The organism is Sulfitobacter sp. 1A13679, from assembly GCF_043557115.1.
Lineage (GTDB): Bacteria > Pseudomonadota > Alphaproteobacteria > Rhodobacterales > Rhodobacteraceae > Sulfitobacter > Sulfitobacter faviae.
Window position 1 is genome coordinate 35903 of sequence record NZ_JBIFFO010000005.1, and the last position, 18748, is coordinate 54650.

General features: G+C 61.5%; 21 protein-coding genes and 1 tRNA gene. 6 read left to right on the forward strand and 16 right to left on the reverse strand.

The window, feature by feature from the left end; genetic code table 11:
• Positions 1 to 7: 7 nt before the first annotated feature.
• The 3 genes from rocF to ACGYLA_RS05575 all read right to left on the reverse strand — a co-directional run bounded on the left by rocF (position 8) and on the right by ACGYLA_RS05575 (position 2106).
• Complete coding sequence (gene rocF, locus ACGYLA_RS05565; protein ID WP_394430966.1) at positions 8 to 931, reverse strand: arginase; 924 nt, start codon at positions 929 to 931, stop codon at positions 8 to 10.
• Positions 932 to 1063: 132 nt separating this feature from the next.
• Entirely contained in the window at positions 1064 to 1531 is a 468-nt protein-coding gene (locus ACGYLA_RS05570) for a disulfide bond formation protein B (protein WP_394430968.1), read from the reverse strand.
• Entirely contained in the window at positions 1528 to 2106 is a 579-nt protein-coding gene (locus tag ACGYLA_RS05575; protein WP_209218107.1) for a YqaA family protein, read from the reverse strand. The genes ACGYLA_RS05570 and ACGYLA_RS05575 overlap by 4 nt, the downstream gene beginning before the upstream one ends.
• 126 nt (positions 2107 to 2232) lie before the next feature.
• On the opposite strand from ACGYLA_RS05575, the gene ACGYLA_RS05580 reads away from it, so the two are divergent.
• Positions 2233 to 2316: transfer RNA gene (locus tag ACGYLA_RS05580), tRNA-Leu, on the forward strand.
• A gap of 70 nt (positions 2317 to 2386) precedes the next feature.
• Here ACGYLA_RS05580 and ACGYLA_RS05585 read toward each other — a convergent pair.
• Positions 2387 to 3328: a glycoside hydrolase family 113 gene (locus tag ACGYLA_RS05585; protein WP_394430970.1), complete on the reverse strand. Its 942-nt coding sequence runs from the start codon at positions 3326 to 3328 to the stop codon at positions 2387 to 2389.
• Between the two features lie 270 nt (positions 3329 to 3598).
• On the opposite strand from ACGYLA_RS05585, the gene ACGYLA_RS05590 reads away from it, so the two are divergent.
• On the forward strand, positions 3599 to 4144 hold the full coding sequence (locus tag ACGYLA_RS05590; protein ID WP_394407444.1) for a YaeQ family protein: 546 nt from the start codon (positions 3599 to 3601) through the stop codon (positions 4142 to 4144).
• Between the two features lie 60 nt (positions 4145 to 4204).
• Here the strand turns inward: ACGYLA_RS05590 and ACGYLA_RS05595 are convergent, their stop codons facing one another.
• Positions 4205 to 4771 (reverse strand): carboxymuconolactone decarboxylase family protein, encoded by a 567-nt coding sequence (locus ACGYLA_RS05595; protein ID WP_394430972.1) that lies wholly within the window; start codon positions 4769 to 4771, stop codon positions 4205 to 4207.
• A gap of 99 nt (positions 4772 to 4870) precedes the next feature.
• On the opposite strand from ACGYLA_RS05595, the gene ACGYLA_RS05600 reads away from it, so the two are divergent.
• Positions 4871 to 5443, forward strand: a complete 573-nt coding sequence (locus tag ACGYLA_RS05600; RefSeq protein ID WP_394430974.1) for a TetR/AcrR family transcriptional regulator — start codon at positions 4871 to 4873, stop codon at positions 5441 to 5443.
• A 13-nt stretch (positions 5444 to 5456) separates the two neighbouring features.
• Here ACGYLA_RS05600 and ACGYLA_RS05605 read toward each other — a convergent pair whose 3' ends face one another.
• The gene (locus ACGYLA_RS05605) at positions 5457 to 6071 is read right to left on the reverse strand and encodes a hypothetical protein (protein ID WP_394430976.1); all 615 of its coding nucleotides are present in this window, start codon (positions 6069 to 6071) and stop codon (positions 5457 to 5459) included.
• A 122-nt stretch (positions 6072 to 6193) separates the two neighbouring features.
• Here ACGYLA_RS05605 and ACGYLA_RS05610 point away from each other — a divergent pair, with 122 nt between their 5' ends.
• From ACGYLA_RS05610 to arsH, 3 genes are read left to right on the forward strand one after another with little or no spacing between them, the layout of a single operon-like run.
• The gene (locus ACGYLA_RS05610; protein ID WP_209218923.1) at positions 6194 to 6523 is read left to right on the forward strand and encodes a helix-turn-helix transcriptional regulator; all 330 of its coding nucleotides are present in this window, start codon (positions 6194 to 6196) and stop codon (positions 6521 to 6523) included.
• A 29-nt stretch (positions 6524 to 6552) separates the two neighbouring features.
• Positions 6553 to 7611 (forward strand): ACR3 family arsenite efflux transporter, encoded by a 1059-nt coding sequence (gene arsB, locus ACGYLA_RS05615; protein WP_394430978.1) that lies wholly within the window; start codon positions 6553 to 6555, stop codon positions 7609 to 7611.
• Between the two features lie 39 nt (positions 7612 to 7650).
• Positions 7651 to 8361: an arsenical resistance protein ArsH gene (arsH, locus tag ACGYLA_RS05620; RefSeq protein ID WP_394430980.1), complete on the forward strand. Its 711-nt coding sequence runs from the start codon at positions 7651 to 7653 to the stop codon at positions 8359 to 8361.
• 65 nt (positions 8362 to 8426) lie between these two features.
• Here the strand turns inward: arsH and ACGYLA_RS05625 are convergent, their stop codons facing one another.
• The 10 genes from ACGYLA_RS05625 to ACGYLA_RS05670 form a co-directional block, all read right to left on the reverse strand.
• Positions 8427 to 9866: an aldehyde dehydrogenase family protein gene (locus ACGYLA_RS05625; protein WP_271693590.1), complete on the reverse strand. Its 1440-nt coding sequence runs from the start codon at positions 9864 to 9866 to the stop codon at positions 8427 to 8429.
• A 174-nt stretch (positions 9867 to 10040) separates the two neighbouring features.
• Positions 10041 to 11177, reverse strand: coding sequence for a sensor histidine kinase (locus ACGYLA_RS05630; RefSeq protein ID WP_394430982.1), 1137 nt, complete (start codon positions 11175 to 11177; stop codon positions 10041 to 10043).
• The gene (locus tag ACGYLA_RS05635; protein ID WP_394430984.1) at positions 11177 to 12187 is read right to left on the reverse strand and encodes an ATP-binding protein; all 1011 of its coding nucleotides are present in this window, start codon (positions 12185 to 12187) and stop codon (positions 11177 to 11179) included. The genes ACGYLA_RS05630 and ACGYLA_RS05635 overlap by 1 nt, the downstream gene beginning before the upstream one ends.
• Positions 12184 to 12624 (reverse strand): ATP-binding protein, encoded by a 441-nt coding sequence (locus ACGYLA_RS05640; RefSeq protein WP_394417941.1) that lies wholly within the window; start codon positions 12622 to 12624, stop codon positions 12184 to 12186. Before ACGYLA_RS05640 ends, ACGYLA_RS05635 begins: the two co-directional genes overlap by 4 nt.
• The gene (locus tag ACGYLA_RS05645; protein ID WP_271687493.1) at positions 12596 to 12949 is read right to left on the reverse strand and encodes an STAS domain-containing protein; all 354 of its coding nucleotides are present in this window, start codon (positions 12947 to 12949) and stop codon (positions 12596 to 12598) included. Before ACGYLA_RS05645 ends, ACGYLA_RS05640 begins: the two co-directional genes overlap by 29 nt.
• A gap of 1 nt (position 12950) precedes the next feature.
• Positions 12951 to 13826 carry an STAS domain-containing protein gene (locus ACGYLA_RS05650; RefSeq protein WP_271687490.1) on the reverse strand — a complete coding sequence of 292 codons (876 nt, stop codon included), beginning with the start codon at positions 13824 to 13826 and terminating at the stop codon, positions 12951 to 12953.
• Between the two features lie 249 nt (positions 13827 to 14075).
• Positions 14076 to 15119 (reverse strand): glycine betaine/L-proline ABC transporter ATP-binding protein, encoded by a 1044-nt coding sequence (locus ACGYLA_RS05655; RefSeq protein WP_394430987.1) that lies wholly within the window; start codon positions 15117 to 15119, stop codon positions 14076 to 14078.
• 8 nt (positions 15120 to 15127) lie between these two features.
• On the reverse strand, positions 15128 to 16153 hold the full coding sequence (locus ACGYLA_RS05660; RefSeq protein ID WP_271693596.1) for a proline/glycine betaine ABC transporter permease: 1026 nt from the start codon (positions 16151 to 16153) through the stop codon (positions 15128 to 15130).
• 256 nt (positions 16154 to 16409) lie between these two features.
• Positions 16410 to 17378: an ABC transporter substrate-binding protein gene (locus tag ACGYLA_RS05665; RefSeq protein WP_067268365.1), complete on the reverse strand. Its 969-nt coding sequence runs from the start codon at positions 17376 to 17378 to the stop codon at positions 16410 to 16412.
• A gap of 298 nt (positions 17379 to 17676) precedes the next feature.
• Positions 17677 to 17949, reverse strand: a complete 273-nt coding sequence (locus ACGYLA_RS05670) for a DUF1127 domain-containing protein (RefSeq protein ID WP_169306066.1) — start codon at positions 17947 to 17949, stop codon at positions 17677 to 17679.
• Positions 17950 to 18748 lie beyond the last annotated feature (799 nt).

The following is an 18748-nucleotide window of genomic DNA, read 5'->3' on the forward strand; positions in this document are numbered from 1 at the left end:
TCTCCAATCAATATGCGCGTGTGGGGCGGTCAAAGACGCGGCGGCCAAAGGCCGAGGCGGTGAGGTCGACCATCAGCTGCGCGGTGCGCCCGCGCTCATCGAGGAAGGGGTTCAACTCGACCAGATCGAGCGAGGTCATAAGACCGCTGTCCGAGAGCATCTCCATCACCAGATGGCCCTCGCGCACGGTGGCACCGCCCGGCACGGTGGTGCCCACGGCGGGCGCGACCGATGGGTCGAGGAAATCGACATCGAGCGAGACATGCAGCATCCCGCCCGCCGCGGCGACCTTGTCGAGGAAACGTTGCAGCGGCTTGGCGATGCCGCTCTCATCGATCTCGCGCATGTCGACGTAGGTGACGGTGGTTTCCTGCAAGGCGGCACGTTCGGCGGCATCGACGGAGCGCAGCCCGATCATGGCGATATTGTCATGGGGCAGGGGGCTGTCGATTTTTGGGAAGCCGTCAAACCCCTCGCGCCCGGTGACATAGCCCAAAGGCGTGCCATGCAGATTGCCGCTGTCGCTGGTCTGGGGCGTGTGGAAATCCGTATGCGCATCGAGCCAGAGCACGAAGAGCGGGCGGCCCGCCTTCTCGGCGTGGCGCATCGCGCCCAGCACGGTGCCGAGCGCCAACGCGTGGTCGCCGCCCATGAAGATTGGCAAGCCGTCGTCCATCGCCGCATCGGCGGCGGCAGCGAGGCTCTCGGTCCAGGCGATGGTCTCTTCCAGCGCATGCAGCTTCTCGTGCTCCTTGGCGTGGAAGGGGGCGGGGGCCACGTTGCCGCGGTAGGTCACGCTATGGCCGAGGTCGCGCAGCGCGCGCTCCAGCCCCGCGGTGCGGTAGGCGTCCGGCCCCATCAGGCAGCCGCGACGGCGCTTGCCGCTGTCCAGCGGAACGCCCAGCAAAATACAGTTCTGTTGGTTCGACATGGGGGACTCCTGAGATGTTTGATCTCAGATAATCCGCGCATCTGTCGAACGACAAGCCGTCAAACTGTCCGTTTCGGGGGTGTTTTTGACAAACTGGAAGGTCACCTGTCCAGTTTGTCCGGTTCTCGTTCTTCAGGCCGCCTTCCGCGCGGCGGCGACCCAAAGGCCGACCAAGATGAAAGAGAAAATCGCGTTCCACCCGGCCATCGACAGGCCCAGAAACTGCCAGACGATCTCATCGCACATGACCAAGCCGCTGGGGCCTTCGGTCGACAGCAGCGACCCGCCATCGAGGCTGCCCAAATCCATGCCGCCGCCAGTGCAGGAACTTGGCCCCGGCCACCAGCCCCATTCCACACCGGCATGAAAGACGCCGATCAGCGCGGTCACCGCCGCCGCCAAGGCGCCGAGCCAAGCCAGCATGCGCGGCCCGCCAAAGAGTACGATTGCCCCAATCAGCACCGCCGCCGCATGGGGCCAGCGCTGCCAAAGGCACATCTGACAGGGCGCGTAGCCGCCCAGATGCTGAAACCCGAAAGCCCCCAGCAACAGCGCGGCCGAACCGAGCGTCGCGAGCAAAGTCAGCGTCTTACCCGTCATAGAACCTTCACCACCATGAAGCCGCCGATCAGCAGGGCGACGGCCAATGTGAACATCAAACCCAAGCGCCGTTCAATGAAGTCTCGGATCGGTGCGCCAAAGCGCCACAGCAGCCCCGCGACGACAAAGAACCGCAGCCCGCGGGCGAGGATCGAGGTCATGATAAAGGTGCCAAGGGGCATACCCGTCCAGCCCGACATGATCGTGATGACCTTGTAAGGGAAGGGGGTGACCCCGGCGACCAGCACCGCCCAAAAGCCCATGTCATTGAACCGGGTCGAGAATTCCGCCATCGCATCGGTCTTGCCCAGACTTGCAAGGATCGGCTGGCCGAGGTTCTCAAAGGCCAGCGCACCGATGGCATAGCCCAAAAGCCCGCCCAAGACCGACGCGAGCAGCGCCACCCCGGCGATCAGCCAAGCGCGATTTGGCCGCGCGATGATCATCGGGATCATCAGGATGTCAGGGGGGATCGGAAAGAAGGAGCTTTCGACAAAAGCGACAACGGCAAGCGCCCAGAGGGCATGGCGATGTTGGGCCAGGCCCAGGGTCCAGTCATAAAGGCGGCGGATCATTATCGGGGGCTCCGGCTGTTTTGAATGCCTCACCATGTCGCGCGTCCAAGGTCAAGCAACTGGTCGCGCAGCACGGGTGAAAATCCACTTGCTCCTGCCGCTTTTGCAGGCTACATCGCCCTACGTGCCCAAGTGGCGGAATGGTAGACGCAGGGGATTCAAAATCCCCCGCCGCGAGGCGTGCCGGTTCGAGTCCGGCCTTGGGTACCACCTTTTCCAAAAGGTCTTCCGCATATTCGTATGAACGATCCCGGTGCTTTGCGCCTCCTAAGCCCGTTCATTATTCGCGCCAAAACCCTGCGATCACCTCCTGTGCCACCTTATTCTGCACTGTAAAATCAGTGTCTCCCGCGCCGCCGCCTTCGGGGTTGGTGAACCAACGCCAGATCCAGACGTCACGAATCCCGCGGGCCTTGAGGGCGCGGAGCCAGTGATCCAGCACCTCCGCCTGAAGCGCCATGTCGGCGGTGGCGGCGCGTTCTTCGGCGCTTTCCCATGGGCGCGCGGTCGCGCCTTCGGCGGAGCGGAGGCCGATTTCCGCGATCCAGATGGGTTTTGCATATTTTCGCGCCACGGCGGCGACCCGGTCCAGTTCTGCGGTAATGGCGCGGTCCCAATCGGTCGGCGCGTCCGGGGCGCCTAGAACGGGGTAGAGGGATACCGCCACGGCATCCAGTTCGGGCCAGAAGGTGATCTTCTCGGCCTCATCGGCGCCATGGGCGACAGAGGTGAGCTTTCCGCTGAAAAGCGCGCGTATCTCGGCGATGGTGTTGACCCAATGCGCCGCCCCCGATACGCCGCGCAATTCGGTGCCGAGGACGAGCACGTCGGCGCCGTTGCGCTCTGCCGTGAGCGCGATGGCGCGTAAAACCTCCGCATAGGCGGCGTGCCATGCGTCTGCGCTGTCCGGCTCCGGGGCAATCGCGCCGGCCCAGCTTTCGGGCACCCAGACATGGGGTTTGACGATGGCGGCGAGCCCCGCGGCGTGCAGCTGGGCGATCCCGGCGGCGATCCTGTCATGGGGCAGCGCATCCCCCATGACGATGGCGCTGGAGCTGGGCGAAGGCTGCCATAGGAATGGGATCACCGTCGCCGCCGTCGCGCCTGTGTCACGCAGCCGCGCGATGCTTTGGGCGGCGGCGGGGCTGCCGAAGGGGGCGTTCGGCGTCTCGATCAGGTTGAACCCGCGTAGGGCGCCACCCGCCTCTCGCGAAAACGCCACTGTCGCAGTCAAAGCGGTAGGGCCGAGGGCCCAGAGAAGCGTGCGACGGTCGATCATGGGGCTAGGGTAGGGCGACTTTCCCTGTCGCACAACGGCATGCTGGCGAAGATGCTTGGCCTTTTGGTCGCCGCCGCGGGCTGAATAACGCCAATTTCGCGCAAAATTGGCGGGCTTTCATCTGCTGGACCCGCGCAAAGCCCAGTGACAATTCCCTTTCCCCGCTCGGCCCAAAAGCGTAGGCAGCGCCTACCTTGGAAAACGAGACATATCATGGCGCAGAATGCCACCATCTACAAAGTCGAGCTTTCGGTCTCGGACATGGATCGTCATTATTACGAGACCCATAAGCTAACCATCGCCAAACACCCCTCGGAAACCGATGAGCGCCTGATGGTGCGGCTGGTGGCCTTTGCCCTTAACGCCCATGAGCATCTGGAGATGACCAAGGGCCTCTCTACGGATGATGAGCCGGACATCTGGCAGAAGAGTCTGAGCGGCGAGTTGGACGTTTGGATCACGCTCGGCTTGCCGAGTGAGAAGGTCCTGCGCCAGTCCTGCAACAAGGCGGCGAAGGTCGTGGTCTACCCCTATGGCGGCAAAACGGCGGAGGTCTGGTGGGATAAGGTCAAGAACGGCACCACCCGTTTTGACAATCTGGACGTGGTGAACCTGGCCGAGGGTGACACCAAGGCGCTGGCGGAACTGGCCAGCCGGGCGATGAAGCTTCAGGTGATGATCCAAGACGGCGAGGTGACGGTGAACCTTGATGAGGCGATGGTGACCCTCACGCTCGACCGTTGGAAGACCGGCCGGTAGAGGACGGCGCGCTTAAACGCTGTTGGAAAAAGGCGCGCCACTCTGGGCGCGCCTTTCAAATTATACGTCGAGCTTCTTGTCGCCGCGTTTCCATGCCAGCGGCTGGAAAACCTCATCCACCGGGGTTTCGGCAACGTGGTTGACGTAGTTGGAGATGGTTTTCTGCGCCATGCCAAGGATCACGTCCAGCACCGCGCGGTGGCCATAGCCTGCGTCGAAAAACGCCTGCATCTGTGCGTCGGAAACGAAGCCGCGGTTGCGCACCATTTGCACGGTAAAGGTCCGCAGCGCTTCGAGTTTGGGCGTCGGCAGGGCCGTTTCATTGCGCAGCGCGTCGCTGATCTCGTCCGAGACTTTCATCATCTTGGCGATGCCGGTGTGGGCGGGCACGCAGTAGTGGCACTCGTTCTCGACGTTGATCGACTGCCAGACCACGGTCAGTTCTTCGGCGTCAAAGTCAGTCTCGGTGAAAAGCTTATGCAGCACCTGATAGCCCTCATAGGCCTGCGGGCTTTCGGCCAGCACCTTGTGCAGACCCGGCAGGCGGCCAAAGGCCTTTTGCGATTCTTCCAGCAGCGGCTTGGAGGCTTCGGGCGCGGTGTTTTGGTCGTGGGACGGGAATGTCATGGTTTCTACCTTTGTAAATCGTCGATATCCGTCATTTAGGCTTTCTTGAACGATCACTCAAGTATATATTTGAGTGATCGTTCAACATATGGTGATCTCATGCCCCGCAAACCGAACCACGACCGAGCCGAGTTGATCGACCGCGCCCGCGATCTGTTCTGGCGTCAGGGCTGGGCGGGCACGTCGCTGAAAGACCTCGAAGCGGTGCTGAAGATGAAGCCCGGCAGTTTCTACGCGGCCTTCGGGTCAAAAGAGGCGCTGTTTGAAATCGCTTTGGACAAATATGCCGAGGATGGGGCCGGGCGCTTGGCCGAATTGGTCGCGGAACATGGTCCGATGGCGGCGCTGAAACGCTATCCCGAATTGGCGATCTGCCGCGAGGAAGCTCCGGCCAAAGCCTGCATGCTCTCCAAAACCTTGTTGGAGCTACAGGCTCATGGCCACCCTTTGGCGAAACGGGCCAGCGCGCATCTTATGGGGATGGAAGAGCAATTCGCGGCGCTTTTCGCGCAGATGCAGCGGGACGGGGAAATCGGCGCGGAGCATGACCCGAAAGCGCTAGCACGCCGCTATCAGAGCGACCTTCTGGGCCTGCGCGTCTCGGCCGAGCGGGAGGGGATCGACGCCCATGCCATTGCCCGCGAGATCGCGGAAGGGCTGGAACGGTTGTAGCCCCCGGCGGGCGCTATTCGATCTGTTCTTCCAACATCGTGGTGATCTTGCGCCGTTGAAAGATATTGCGGATCTGACGCGCCATGATCCGTTCCGGCACGAAATAGGGTTTGCCGTCTTTCCATTCCGCCCGGAACTCATGGCGCGCGGCGATCAGCCTTGTGGTATGCCCATCCGCGGCAGCGACCGTGAGGTCCATCTGCCGGACCTTGTCAAAAAGCCCCTCGGTCCCGATCCGCGTCTCGGCCCGGCGCAACAGATCGAGGAAACTGCCGATGTCGATGAAATCGCCGCTCTTGATCGGCCCTTGATTGGTGCGGGTCAGGGGGTTCTCCACATCGTTCAGTGCCACCTCTTCGCGTTCGGTGACCTTGACGTGGTAGGTTTTGTCATCCGTCACCACCCGTGCCATGACCTCCAGCAGGTAAATCGGCTCGGCCCCCATATTGGTCACGAAGCAATGGGCATTCTCATCCCGGGCAATCGATCGGTTGATCAAGATCACCGGCTGTCGCTGCCGCCGAAAGTTGAGCCACAGGATATGCAGATAGGCCAGCCAGACCACTGCCGTAAAAAGGCTCACCGCCACTTGCAACGTGCCGGAATTCTCTGCGATCCAATCGAGCATTCTGTCTCTTCCTTACCAAGCCTGCGGGAGTCGCGAGATTAACGCGCAGGGCGGCGCTTCGTTGCACAGAGATTGGCGGGGCGGGGTTGACCGGGCGGTATTATATCAATAATTCGCGATATATGGATAATGAAAACGCCCTCCAAGCCTTCGCCGCCTTGGGTCAGCCGACCCGGCTGGATGTCTTTCGCCTGCTGATCAAAGCGGGCGGTAAAGGCATGTCGGCGGGCGAGATCGGCACCGCGCTTGATGTGCGGCAAAATACGATGTCGGCCAACCTCTCGGTGCTGGCCCGCGCGGGGCTGATCCGCAGCAAGCGCGAAGGACGCAGCATTCGATATTTCGCCGATATGAACGGGCTGCGCGCGCTGCTGGGCTTTCTCTTGGAAGACTGCTGCGGCGGCCAGCCTGAACTGTGCCAACCGCTGCTGGATGAGTTGACCTGCTGCTAACCCCCGAACCCCCAACACGAAAGACCGTCATGACCAATACCGCCGATCCCGCAACCGCTGGCCTTGGGGCCTTTGAACGCTGGCTCTCGCTCTGGGTGGCGCTGGCCATTGGGGCGGGGCTTTTGCTGGGCAATCTCTTTCCCGGCATCTTTGGCGCGCTGGCGGCGCTTGAAGTCGCCTCAGTCAACCTGCCGGTGGCGGTGCTGATCTGGGCCATGGTCTTTCCGATGATGGTCGGCGTCGATTTCGGCGCGTTGCGACAGGTAGGGGACAAGCCCAAAGGGCTGGTGGTGACGCTGGTGGTCAATTGGCTGATCAAACCCTTCACCATGGCTGCGCTTGGGGTGCTGTTCTTCAATCATGTCTTCGCCGGGCTGATCCCGCCCGATGACGCGCAGGCCTATCTGGCGGGGGTGATCCTCTTGGGGGCCGCGCCCTGTACCGCCATGGTCTTTGTCTGGTCCAACCTCACCCGCGGCGACGCCACCTATACGCTGGTGCAGGTCAGCGTGAACGATGTGATCATGGTCTTCGCCTTCGCGCCGATCGTGGCTTTCCTCTTGGGCGTGACTGACATCACCGTGCCTTGGGATACGCTGCTGATCTCAGTCGGCCTTTACGTCATGATGCCGCTGCTGGCGGGCTACCTCACCCGCGGGCGGTTGGTGGCCAAGGGCGGTGAGGCGGCGGTCGACGCCTTCAAGGCTCGGGTGCAGCCCTTTGCCATCATGGGGCTTTTGCTGACGGTCGTGTTGCTCTTTGGCTTTCAGGGCGAGGTGATCCTCGACCGCCCGCTCGTGATCGCGCTGATTGCCGTGCCGCTGTTGCTGCAATCCTACGGCATCTTCTTCATCGCCTATGGCGCCGCGCGGGCTTGGGGCATTCCCTTCAACGTGGCCGCCCCCTGCGCCTTGATCGGCACGTCGAACTTCTTTGAATTGGCCGTCGCCGTGGCGATCAGCCTTTTTGGGTTGGGGTCGGGTGCTGCCTTGGCCACCGTTGTAGGCGTCTTGGTCGAAGTGCCGGTTATGCTCTCCCTCGTGGGCTTTGCCAACCGCACGCAGCATTGGTTCCCCGCCGCCAAATGAATCACGCCCGATAACCCACTGCCGCCTAAGGAAATTCCCGTGACCGATACGCCGAACATCCAAGAAGACCACTTCAATTCCATCGACGAGAGCCGCCTCCTGTCGCCAAAGCGCGCCACCCACGGCCCGCGCATTCTGCTGCTCTACGGCTCGCTTCGCCCGCGGTCCTTCAGCCGCCTGATGACCGAGGAGGCCGCTCGCATCCTCACCCGTCTCGGGGCCGAGACGCGGACCTATAACCCCACGGGCCTGCCGCTGCCTGACGATGCCGCGCCTGAGCATCCCAAGGTGCAGGAACTGCGCGATCTGGTGTCATGGTCCGAGGGCATGGTCTGGTGTTCGCCCGAACGCCACGGCGCGATGACGGGGATCATGAAGACCCAGATCGACTGGATCCCCCTGTCGCTCGGCGGGGTGCGTCCGACACAAGGCAAGACTTTGGCGGTGATGCAGGTCAGCGGCGGCTCGCAAAGTTTCAACGCGGTGAACCAGTTGCGCATTTTGGGCCGCTGGATGCGGCTGCTGACCATTCCCAACCAATCCTCGACCCCCAAAGCTTTCTTGGAGTTTGACGAGGATGACCGGATGAAACCCTCACCCTTCTATGACCGCGTGGTCGATGTGATGGAGGAGTTGGTGAAATTCACCCTGCTGACCCGCGACAATAAGGATTATCTGCTCGACCGTTATAGCGAGCGTAAGGAAAGCGCCGAGGAACTGTCGAAACGGGTCAATCAAAAGGCGATCTGACCGCCAAAATGCAAACGGCAGGGCCACTCTTGGCCCTGCCGCATCATGCTTGCGCTAAAAACCGATCAGTCGTTGGACCAGCCGGACACTGCTTTGATTTCGCAGAAGTCCTCGATCCCCCAAACGCCGCCTTCGCGCCCGTTGCCCGAGCGTTTCATGCCGCCGAAGGGCGCGCCTGCGCCACGGCTTTCGCCGTTCATCTCAACCATGCCGGAACGCAGCTTGGTCGCCAGACGGTTGCGGCGGGTGCCATCGCTGGATTGAACATAGTTGGTCAGGCCATAGACCGTGTCATTGGCCATCTCGACGGCCTGATCCTCGCTCTCGAACTTCATGATCGACAAGACGGGGCCAAAGATCTCTTCGCGGGCGATGGTCATATCGGGCGTTACATCGGCGAAAACGGTGGGTTTGACATAAAAACCCCGGTTCAGATGCTCGGGCCGACCGGTGCCACCGGCCACCAGCCGCGCGCCTTCGTCGATGCCTTTCTGGATCAGGTCTTGGATCTTGCCCCATTGCGCTTCGTTCACGACCGGGCCGATGTGGCGGCCCTCTTCGCTGGCGGGGCCGACTTCGACCTTATTGGCCACTTCGGCTGCCGTCTCGACCGCTTGGTCATAGACACTGGCCTCGACCATCATCCGGCTGGGGGCGTTACAGCTTTGGCCGGTGTTGTTCATCATATGCAGCACGCCGCGTTTGACGGCCTTGTCATCGGCATCGGCGAAGACAAGGTTCGCGCCCTTGCCGCCAAGCTCCAGATGGACCTTCTTCAGCGTATCCGCCGCGTTCTTGGAAATCGCGATGCCGGCGCGGGTGGAGCCGGTGAAGCTCACCATATCCACATCCTCATGGCCGGTCAGGGCGGTGCCCACGGTCGCGCCGTCGCCGTTCACAAGGTTGAAGACACCGGCGGGGAAGCCTGCCTCATCCATCATCTCGGCAAAGATCACCGCGCTCAGCGGGCTTTCCTCAGACGGCTTCAGCACCATGGTGCAGCCCGCGGCAACAGCGGCGCCGACTTTCAGCATCACTTGGTTCATCGGCCAGTTCCACGGCGTGATCATCGCCACGACGCCAACCGCCTCGTGAATGATCCGGTCGTTCGGCGCGTGATCCCCCAAGGGCTTTACGAATTTGAAATCTTTCGCCGCTTTGATGAAGTTCTTTAGGTGGCTGTAGCCCGCCCCCCATTGGGAGCTGCGCGCCATCTCGATGGGCGCTCCCATCTCGGTGCTGATTGCCTGCGCCATGTCCTCGGTGCGGGATTTATAGACCTCGGCCAGTTTCTCCATCAGCGCGATACGCTCTTCGGGGGCGGTGGCCATCCACGCGGGCAGGGCGGCCTTGGCCGCGGCCACGGCGGCGTCCACATCCTTCGGCCCGCCGAGCGAGATCACGGTGCAGGGTTCTTCGGTCGAGGGGTTGATGACCTTATGTTCACTGCCCTCAAGCGGGGCGACCCATTTGCCGTCGATATAGAAATCACGTTTTTCGATCATGCTCTGTCTCCGTTATTGGCCAGGCGGGCGATGTTCTTGCCGCCTAGAAGTGTCCGGGAATCGCCGGCTCCCGATATGCCTAGGACAATTTTACGGGGCGGAAAAGTTCGGAGGTGATTTTTGATCAAAAAGACGGGCGCGGCGGCTTGAAACCTGCGGGCGGGTAGGGGGCGCTCAGCCCTGCGCCGGGAAGCTGATTTCGACACAAAGCCCGTCTTGGCCTTCGACCTTCAGCGTCGCTTCGTGTTGGAAGGTCAGCGTGCGGATCATGCGCCAGCCCAGCGAATCCGACCTCTCGGGCCGTTTGGCGTCCTCGGGCAGGCCGACGCCATCGTCATAGACCTTGAGCGTGAGCCCTTCGTCATCCTCTTGCGTGACTTCGATGGTGATCACCCCTTTGTCGCGCCCTTTGAAGGCGTGTTTATAGGCGTTGGTGATCAACTCCCCCACGATCAGCCCGATGTCGACCGCCAGTTTGTTGTCCATCTTGAGGCTGGGGCAAATTAGCTTGATCGCGATGCTCTGACGATCTCCGGTAAAGGCGCGTTCGGCGTTCTTGGTGACCTCATCCAACATATCCGCGAGATCGAGATCGGTGCTGTTGGTTGAGCGTTGCATCAACTCATGCGCCTTGGAGAGCGAACCCACCCGGGTCTCCAACTCGCGCAACACTTGGCGGGTCTCATCCTCTTTGGCTTGGGTCTTGCTCATCCGGATCAGCGCCACGATCAGGGCAAGGTTGTTGCCCGTGCGGTGGTGAAGCTCCTGCATCAAGAGATCGCGGTCGGCGATGCCTTCACTGAGTTCGCGGTTCTGTTCGGTCAGCGCGGCGGTCGGGTCTTTGGCGTTATAGGCCTCCAGCGCCGCGAGGGCATCGGCCTTGATCTGCTCAACCGCGCTTTGCGGGTCGGGCAACAGGAATTCCGCATGAATCCGCGTGCCTTCTTGCCCGGTGTCCACATCAAAACGCGCCGCGATCCGCTGCACGCCCCGCAGGCCCAGCCCCATGCCCGTCTCTGACACGATGGCGCGGTTAGGGTCGAGCTTGTCCTCTTCGATCCCACGGCCCTGATCGATCACCGTCAGCCCAAGGGCGGGCTTGCCGTTGACATCGGTCAACGAAAAGCGCGCGCGGCCCTTCTGCCCGTGCTCGATGGCATTGCGGCCCAGTTCCACGGCGGCGGTCACGGTGCGCGTCCGCTCGAATGAGGTAAAGCGCATGGCTTCGGTCAGGGTCAGGGCGATCTGGCGCAGGGCTGCGATATCGCCGCCCTTTTCAAGGTTCACCGATGTGAGGTTCGTTGCTTTCATCAGTCCGCGTCCCGTGCAATGCGTATGACCACGATGGAGGCGTCATCACGCCCGCGAAATGCCCGGTCGAGCAGGTAGCCAGCGATCAAAAGCGGAGATTTCCACAATAGACCCTGTGGGAGATAGCTGTCGCGCAGGGTTTTCAACCCGTCGCTGTGCAGGATCATCAGATCCCCCGGTTCAAGGTCAAAGGTGTCCTCATAGCCTCGCGTGGCGCGGGCACCGATCCGCCCGTCACGCACCGGCAGGCGTTTGACCGCACCGTCGCGGACCCGCAGCGTGGCGATATTGCCCAAGGCGGCATAGCGCAGGACCATCTGCGGCTGCGCGATATGCACAAGTGCCGCTACCGCGCCGCGCTTGCCGATCAACTGCTCGGTCACCTCATACATCACCGCGCCCGGCTCGCTGTTGAAGCTGCGCGTGGCTTTGACGGCATCGGTGACCTCCAGCGATGCGGCTGCGGCCTCGGGGCCATGGCCCAAGCCGTCGCACAGCAGGATGTCGGTGGCTTTCGGCGTCTGCCGCAGCATGTAATCGTCGCCGCATTCCTCTTCGTTCGGATGGCAGACCCGCAGGCCCACGGCCTCGACCCCATGGGTCGGGCAGGGGGCGCTGTTTTTGACAAAGCTGCAAACGATGGTGGTGCCCACCTCCGGCCCGCTGAAAATGTCGAAATCATTCGACAGGCGGCGGATCGCACCAAGCCCCAGCCCGGCAGAGCCGCCGCTGCTCATGCCGTCCTGAAACATGTGATCCATATCGCTGATGCCGGGGCCACGGTCGGTAAAGATCATCACGATCTTATCGCCCTTGCCCTCGGCCGGGGCATTGATCAGCGCGCGGCCCTTTTCGGCGTAGCGCAGGATGTTGGTGGTGGCTTCGGTGGCGACGATGGCCAATTCGTCGGTCCGGTGTTTGGGCCAGCCGTGTTCAGCGGCCAGACGACGCGCGGCGCGGCGCACCACGGCGATGGCGCTTTGGTCCTGCACTTCGACCCACTGTATCATAGGTTCACACTCATCAACACGCTGGTGCCCCCGCCAACGGCGGTGCGGATTTCAAATTTCTGGGCAAGCCGCTGTGCGCCGCCCAAACCCCGGCCAAGCCCGCCGCCCGAGGTATAGCCGTCCGTTAGGGCCAATGCCACGTCCTCGATCCCCGGTCCCTTGTCCCAACAAACCACGCTCAGCCGCTTGGCTTTCGGGTCGACATAGATGGAAAATTCGCCGCCGCCAGCATGAACGATCGCATTGCGCGCGATTTCACTGACGGCGGTGGCGAAACGTGTGATATTCAGCGCCGAGGCGCCATGTTCTTTCATGTAGCGCGCCACGGCTTGGCGCACTGTAACCGCGTCGCCGCTGGTCTTTAGTTTGAACTGAGAGAGAAGAACCTGCGCCCCAAGGTCCTTTTCATCAAACGCGTCGTAGCTGGGTGAGGGCATGGGTCAGGCTCAAGGCGGTGCGGATTTCTGGCAAGTACATGCCAAGCTCAACCAGCGTGACCGCCACCGTGGGGCGCATGCCGACCACATAGGTATCCGCCGCCAGCAGGCGAGAGATCCCCGCCAACTGCGCAATCACCCGCCCAACGAAAGTGTCCACGATCTCAAGCGCCGAGATATCGAGGATCACCCCATCGATGCGATTCTGGGATATCTTGTTCGACAGCCGATCCTGAAGCTCCAAAATCTCCGTGTCCGTGATGTCATCCTGTATCGAAACGAGGAGCGCATGTTCGACCAGATTAATCGACGTGACACCGGCCACCTTATTGGCCCTCGGTCTTCTTGATCACATAGCCGACGGTCATCAGCGCATCCGACAGGGCGGTGCGAATGCTGGACCGGGTCGAGACAGTGCCCACGTCGATGCCAAGCTGCACCATGGTCTGGGCGATCATCGGGCTGATGCCGCTGATGATACATTCAGCCCCCATCAGACGCACGGCGGCGGCGGCGCGCAGCAGGTGTTGCGCCACCTGCGTATCGACAGTGCCGACGCCGGTGATGTCCATGATGACCACTTCGGCCTGACGCTCAAGAATGGTCTGCAGCAGGTTCTCCATCACCTCTTGGGCGCGGGCGGAATCCAGCGTGCCGATCAGCGGCAGGGTCAAAACGCGGTCCCAAAGCTCGACCACGGGGGTCGAAAGCTCCAGCATCTCTTGGCGCTGGCGATCAATGATCTGCTCACGCTCGAGAATAAAGATTTCGTTGGTGTAGATGGCAAAGGCATCGACCAAACGGGTGACCAGCATCACGTCGCGGATCAGCATCGCGTGGTCGCTGTCCAGCATCGTCTCAAGCCGTTTGAACAGCGGCGTTTTCAACGCCAGCACAAAGGTCGCCATCTCGGTCGGGGTCACGCCCCGGTTGACCCGCTCGCGGCTGACATCGGTCAGAACGGCGCGCAGATCGTCCCATTGGGTATCGTCAAAGTCGAAATCCTCGCCGGTGACCCCATCGCGCACACCTTTGGAGAAGGCTTTGAGCAATTCGCGGTTCTGGTTACGGCTCTCCGCATCGGAGAACAGGTCAGAACGCTTTACGCCTTCTTTGACCTGCGTTCCCAGCCACTCCTCGATGATACCTTTGAAATCGGTGTCGAGAACAGTCAGAATATTGGCCGTAGCAGATTGCGGCATCTTGAACCCCAGTATTTATTTCACCCCCCATAGGCCAATCGTGGGGGTGAGTGTCAATAGGACGCAGGGAGTTTGATCGGCGGTAAAGCGCCGTTTTACAGAATGAAATGGCGCGTAAGTGGCTGTTTTTAAGCAGGCTCTCGCGGCGAAACGTAAGGGTCGCGTGCAAAAAGGGCAGCAACGGCGCTCTGGCCGGGTGCTGCCCCTTTCCTGGTCTCGTCTTGCGGCTGTCAGGTTGCCGCGAGGTTATTACGCCGCCTCGCCGGGGTGACGCGGCACCAGCGCGCGCACCAGATCGCGCATATGCAGCACGCCGACCTGTTTGCCTTCGCGCATGACGCGGTAGTTGTTGGTGGTGTCCCCGCCGGAAACGGCAATGATGCTTTCCAGCGTGTCGTCGAAATCAACCTCACCGGCGACATCCGTGGGCGGTACATCGGTCTTCTCCATGACCGAGCGGACGCGCAGCACGCGGGCGCGGTTGATGTCGCTGACGAAAGCTTCGATATAGGGATCGTTGGGGTTCAGCAGGATATGCTGCGGCTCGCCCTGTTGGACGATGAACCCGTCTTTGAGGATCACCAGATGATCCGCCAGTTTCAGCGCCTCGTCCAGATCGTGGGTGATGAAGATCACGGTCTTATGCAGTTCTTCCTGCAATTCGATCAGCAGATCCTGCATGTCGGTGCGGATCAGCGGGTCGAGTGCCGAGAAAGCCTCGTCCATCAGCATCACGTCCGAGTTCGAGGTCAGCGCGCGGGCGATGCCCACCCGCTGCTGCATCCCGCCGGAGAGCTGTGCTGGATATTGCTCCCCTTGCCCTTCCAGCCCGACGCGGTTGAGCCATTTGGTGGCCTCATCCGCGTATTTGCTGCGGCTTTTGCCTTCGATCTCCCAGCTTAGCCCGGTGTTTTCCAGCACCGTGCGGTGGGGCAGCAGGGCGAACTTCTGGAACACCATCGACATGTCGTGCTTGCGCAACTGGCGCAGGCGACGCTCGTTATAGTCAAGGATGTTCTCGCCGTTCACGATGACCTCACCCGCCGTGGGGTCGATCAGCCGGTTGAGGTGGCGGATCAGCGTCGATTTGCCCGAGCCCGACAGGCCCATGATCACCGTCGTCTTGCCCGCAGGCATATCCACGTTAATGTCATTAAGGCCCAGCACATGGCCCGTCTCGGCCTGAAGGTCGGCTTTGCTCATCCCCCCGCGGACTTTCTCCAGCGCCATTTTGGGGTCGTCGCCGAAGATCTTATAGAGGTTGCGGACGGAAATCTTGATGTCGTCTGTCATGTCTGGCCTCACTTCTGCGCCGCGTTGATCCGCGCGAGCGCGGCTTTGGTGACCCGGTCAAGGATGATCGCAAGCAGCACGATCCCCAGACCCGACAGGAGGCCCACGCCCAACTCAAGGCTGCGAATGCCGCGCAGCACCAGCACGCCAAGGCCGGGGGCGGACACGAGCGAGGCGATCACGACCATGGCAAGGCTCATCATGATGGTCTGGTTCACACCGGCCATGATGTTGGGCAGCGCCAGCGGGATCTGCACCTTGTAGAGCTTTTGGCGGTTGGTCATGCCAAAGGCGTCGGCGGCCTCGATCACGTCTTTATCGACCAGGCGGATGCCGAGGTCAGTCAGGCGCACCACCGGGACGATGGCATAGAGGATGATCGCGATGCCGTAGAGCTTGGGCTCGGTCACCGAAAAGAGGAAGATCAGCGGGATCAGGTAGACGAAGGGCGGCAGGGTCTGGAGCATGTCCAGCACCGGGATCATCGAGCGTTGCACCCTGTCACTGCGCGACATGGCGATGCCGATGGGCACGCCCAAAAGTACGCAGATGAAGGCGCAGACAAAGATGATCGCCAGCGTCTGCATGGTGTGTTCGTAAAAGTCGATGAAGGCGAGGAAGCCAAAAACCAGCGCCACGAGACCCACCAGCTTGAGCGAACGGCCCACGGCATAGGTGATTGCCATCAAAAGCGGGATCATCACGAACCACGGCACCGATTGCATCAGCCAAAGCGCGTTCTCCAGCGCCCAGCTCAGCGGCTGTGTCAGCGGGTCGACAACAACTTTGAGACTGTCCTTGATGGCAAGGAAGCCTTGCTCCAGCCCTTGGGTCAGGTCGCGCGATTGTGGGATGGCGTCGCAACTGTCGTGCAGCGCATCCAGAGAGGGGAAGGGCATGTCCCAAAGCGTGGTGTCGGTATCACCGCCCGCTTGGCCCATGAGGTCGGCCATGGAGCTGAGCCCGCCGCCTTGATCGTCGCCGCACCAGTCCCGCAGGCCGAGCGTGTCAAAGAGATTGTCGTAGGTTGCCATCTGTCGCTTTCCCGGCCTGCATCAGACCGTTTGCTTTCGGGGAGGGGGCCGGGGCGCCGCGCAGGCCGCGCGGCGTCGGGCTGCCCCATGCAGTGGCGGCAATCCAAACCTATGTCCTTACAAAGGAACTGCGCATCGGGCCAAAGGGGCCAAGGTGCAGTCGGTATGAAAAGACGTAAGTCTAGCCGCCGGTCATCGAAACGAACGGGCGGGAAACCCTGATGAGTTCCCCGCCCGTCGTTTCGGTCAGTCTGTCTTACTGCTCAAGCAGCTTGGACAGGTTGCCACGGGCGTCATCGCTCAGCCATTCGGCCCAGACGTCCTTGTTGTTTTGCAGGAAATACACCGCCGCTTCCTCGTTGGAGGCGTTGTTTTCACCCTGCCATGCCAGCAGCTTGCTCATCTCGTCGGTCTTGAAGGTCACATTGCCGATGAACTCCGCGATCTCGGGGTTCTCGTCGTGGAAATCCTTGGTCATGACGGTCAGCACCGGCGCGGTCGGGAAGGCCGAAGGCTTGGGGTCCGGCGTGTCGGCGTTCTGGTTGGCGTTATGCGCGGCTTCGTCATATTCGCCCAGATCGACGCTGGTCATGTCGTATTTGCCAAGCGGGGTGGTGGGCGCCCAGTAGTAGCCGAACCAAGGCTCTTGGCTCTCATAAGCCGACGCCATCGAGGTCACCATCGTCTCACCCGAGCCGTGGTTGAAGACTTCGATGCCGTTGCCTTCGAGGTCATAGGCCCGCGCGAGGTTGTCGCTCACCACGCGGCAGCCCCAGCCATCGGGGCAGTTGTTGAACATGCCGCCGACCAGTTCGGGGTTTTCCAAGATGCCTTCGATGGTCTTCAGCTCGGGGTGCTCTTCGGCCAGATAGGTGGGGATCCACCAGCCTTCGACGCCACCGGGATCGAGCACGGAAGTCAGCTCAACAATCTTGCCGTCCGCTTTCAGCTTTTTGTAAGCGTCACCGGCGGAGTTCGGCCACAGTTCGGGCACGATGTCCGGCTCGTTGTTCTCGGACAGGGAGGTCACGGCGGGAGTGGTGTCCGAAGGCACCACGGTCACGTCGCAGGAATAGCCCTGTGTCAGCAGGAATTCGGTGACGGCGGTGACGATCTGCGCCGAAGCCCAGTTCATTTCCGCGATCGAGACTTCGCCACAGTCCTGTGCGGCGGCGGCCATCGGGGTTGCAACGGCAAAGGCCGTGCCAAGCAAATAGCGTTTCATAGTGATATCTCCTCTATTGTATCCGCAGTGTCGCGCAGCCGCGCACCGCTGATCTTTGCCCCTTTCCATCAAGAAGGAGCCGGTCGCGCGATAGGCGCGGCAGCTTTCGATGGGTGGGTTTGCTGGAGATATGAAAACAAATCATGCGCCCCTGTGCAACACGATTGCCGGGCGCAAGACGCAAGAACGGGCACCGCGCCGGGCCTGACGCGATGCCGCTATATCCGGCGTTCCCATGCAGAACGCCATATTTTTAAGGGTCGGCATGGCCCCTCACGCGGGGCGCGGGCCAGAGCATTCAGCGGCGGGAAAAACTTTCCATGTCGCGGATGTGCTGGGGGATGTCTTTGCGGTTCAGGCCGATATCCTGAAGCAGACGGTCGTCCATCGCGTTCAAGGTCGACAGCGTGCGGTTACGCTCCCAGCGACGTGCGGTGTCGCGCAGCGCACGGCGCAGCATGGCAACAAGGGCCAAACCCTCGGCATTGGCGACTTGACCGATGCTGCCGTTAAAGGCGGTTCCGGGCATCCCGGCGATCTGGTTGGTGTTTTTCAGCAGGCGGAAATGCATGGCATGCTCCATATCAAAAAGGTCGAAGTGGGAAGGATCCGCAAGAGACGACGGTCAGTGCCAGAAGGCCGGGCCGGGTCGGTTGTGTGGGTCTCATCCCGAGTGTGATCCGGAAAGTCAGTTGGAACCCCGATGGTCTAAACAGGCGGATCGGCCTGTCCGACCGGGGTTACCGGCGGTTCAGCAGCGTGCCCGGTTTGCGCGGGCGCCTCTTATGAACAGCATACATCAACATGCCGCGCATTTGGTCCACCCGAGCGAGCTTTGCAATAGGGTGAAATAGGGGTGCGACACCCTGCCGCATGTGCGGGGCGCAGAGCCCACTATGGCTGAGGTTTCCGCCCGCCCGGCGCGGTGTCGTTTGTAGCATCTGAAATGTCGTTTTGAGAGTCGGATTTGGCGCATTTTGGCGCGGTCGATCGAACGGAAAGGGGCGGTTGTTTGGGTGGCCTTCGCGGCTGGCAATTGCATTTTCTCCGCGGTCTATCTCGGCACGGGATGACGGGCGGAGCGCTCACCATGAATCGCCCGTGACGCGCGCGGCCTTCGCCCCCGCGCGCGCTCAATGCCGCGAGGAATCGATTCGGCGGGAATAAGGCGGGTCGCCTGTGGTTTCGTCACCAGTTCCGCAGGTTTGCGGGCGATTGGTTCCAGCCGGTGAACAAGCAATCGAAAAGAATGACGAAAACAAGGCGGCGCAGATGCGGCTGATTTGCGGCGGCATTGTCGCGCAATGCGAAACAGTCTTGACCGAGGGATCGATGCAGTCGTCCCGCGCAGGCGTTAATTCACCTTAATT

Excerpts from the sequence above, each read along its gene's own strand:
- ACGYLA_RS05595 (WP_394430972.1), bottom strand. The coding sequence starts at position 4,771 with ATGACATTCCCGTCCCACGACCAAAACACCGCGCCCGAAGCCTCCAAG.
- ACGYLA_RS05600 (WP_394430974.1), top strand. The coding sequence starts at position 4,871 with ATGCCCCGCAAACCGAACCACGACCGAGCCGAGTTGATCGACCGCGCC.
- ACGYLA_RS05605 (WP_394430976.1), bottom strand. The coding sequence starts at position 6,071 with ATGCTCGATTGGATCGCAGAGAATTCCGGCACGTTGCAAGTGGCGGTG.
- ACGYLA_RS05610 (WP_209218923.1), top strand. The coding sequence starts at position 6,194 with ATGGATAATGAAAACGCCCTCCAAGCCTTCGCCGCCTTGGGTCAGCCG.
- ACGYLA_RS05660 (WP_271693596.1), bottom strand. The coding sequence starts at position 16,153 with ATGGCAACCTACGACAATCTCTTTGACACGCTCGGCCTGCGGGACTGG.
- ACGYLA_RS05625 (WP_271693590.1), bottom strand. The coding sequence starts at position 9,866 with ATGATCGAAAAACGTGATTTCTATATCGACGGCAAATGGGTCGCCCCG.
- ACGYLA_RS05655 (WP_394430987.1), bottom strand. The coding sequence starts at position 15,119 with ATGACAGACGACATCAAGATTTCCGTCCGCAACCTCTATAAGATCTTC.
- ACGYLA_RS05665 (WP_067268365.1), bottom strand. The coding sequence starts at position 17,378 with ATGAAACGCTATTTGCTTGGCACGGCCTTTGCCGTTGCAACCCCGATG.
- ACGYLA_RS05650 (WP_271687490.1), bottom strand. The coding sequence starts at position 13,826 with ATGCCGCAATCTGCTACGGCCAATATTCTGACTGTTCTCGACACCGAT.
- ACGYLA_RS05630 (WP_394430982.1), bottom strand. The coding sequence starts at position 11,177 with ATGAAAGCAACGAACCTCACATCGGTGAACCTTGAAAAGGGCGGCGAT.
- ACGYLA_RS05575 (WP_209218107.1), bottom strand. The coding sequence starts at position 2,106 with ATGATCCGCCGCCTTTATGACTGGACCCTGGGCCTGGCCCAACATCGC.
- ACGYLA_RS05640 (WP_394417941.1), bottom strand. The coding sequence starts at position 12,624 with ATGCCCTCACCCAGCTACGACGCGTTTGATGAAAAGGACCTTGGGGCG.
- rocF (WP_394430966.1), bottom strand. The coding sequence starts at position 931 with ATGTCGAACCAACAGAACTGTATTTTGCTGGGCGTTCCGCTGGACAGC.
- ACGYLA_RS05670 (WP_169306066.1), bottom strand. The coding sequence starts at position 17,949 with ATGCATTTCCGCCTGCTGAAAAACACCAACCAGATCGCCGGGATGCCC.
- arsB (WP_394430978.1), top strand. The coding sequence starts at position 6,553 with ATGACCAATACCGCCGATCCCGCAACCGCTGGCCTTGGGGCCTTTGAA.
- ACGYLA_RS05590 (WP_394407444.1), top strand. The coding sequence starts at position 3,599 with ATGGCGCAGAATGCCACCATCTACAAAGTCGAGCTTTCGGTCTCGGAC.
- ACGYLA_RS05635 (WP_394430984.1), bottom strand. The coding sequence starts at position 12,187 with ATGATACAGTGGGTCGAAGTGCAGGACCAAAGCGCCATCGCCGTGGTG.
- ACGYLA_RS05570 (WP_394430968.1), bottom strand. The coding sequence starts at position 1,531 with ATGACGGGTAAGACGCTGACTTTGCTCGCGACGCTCGGTTCGGCCGCG.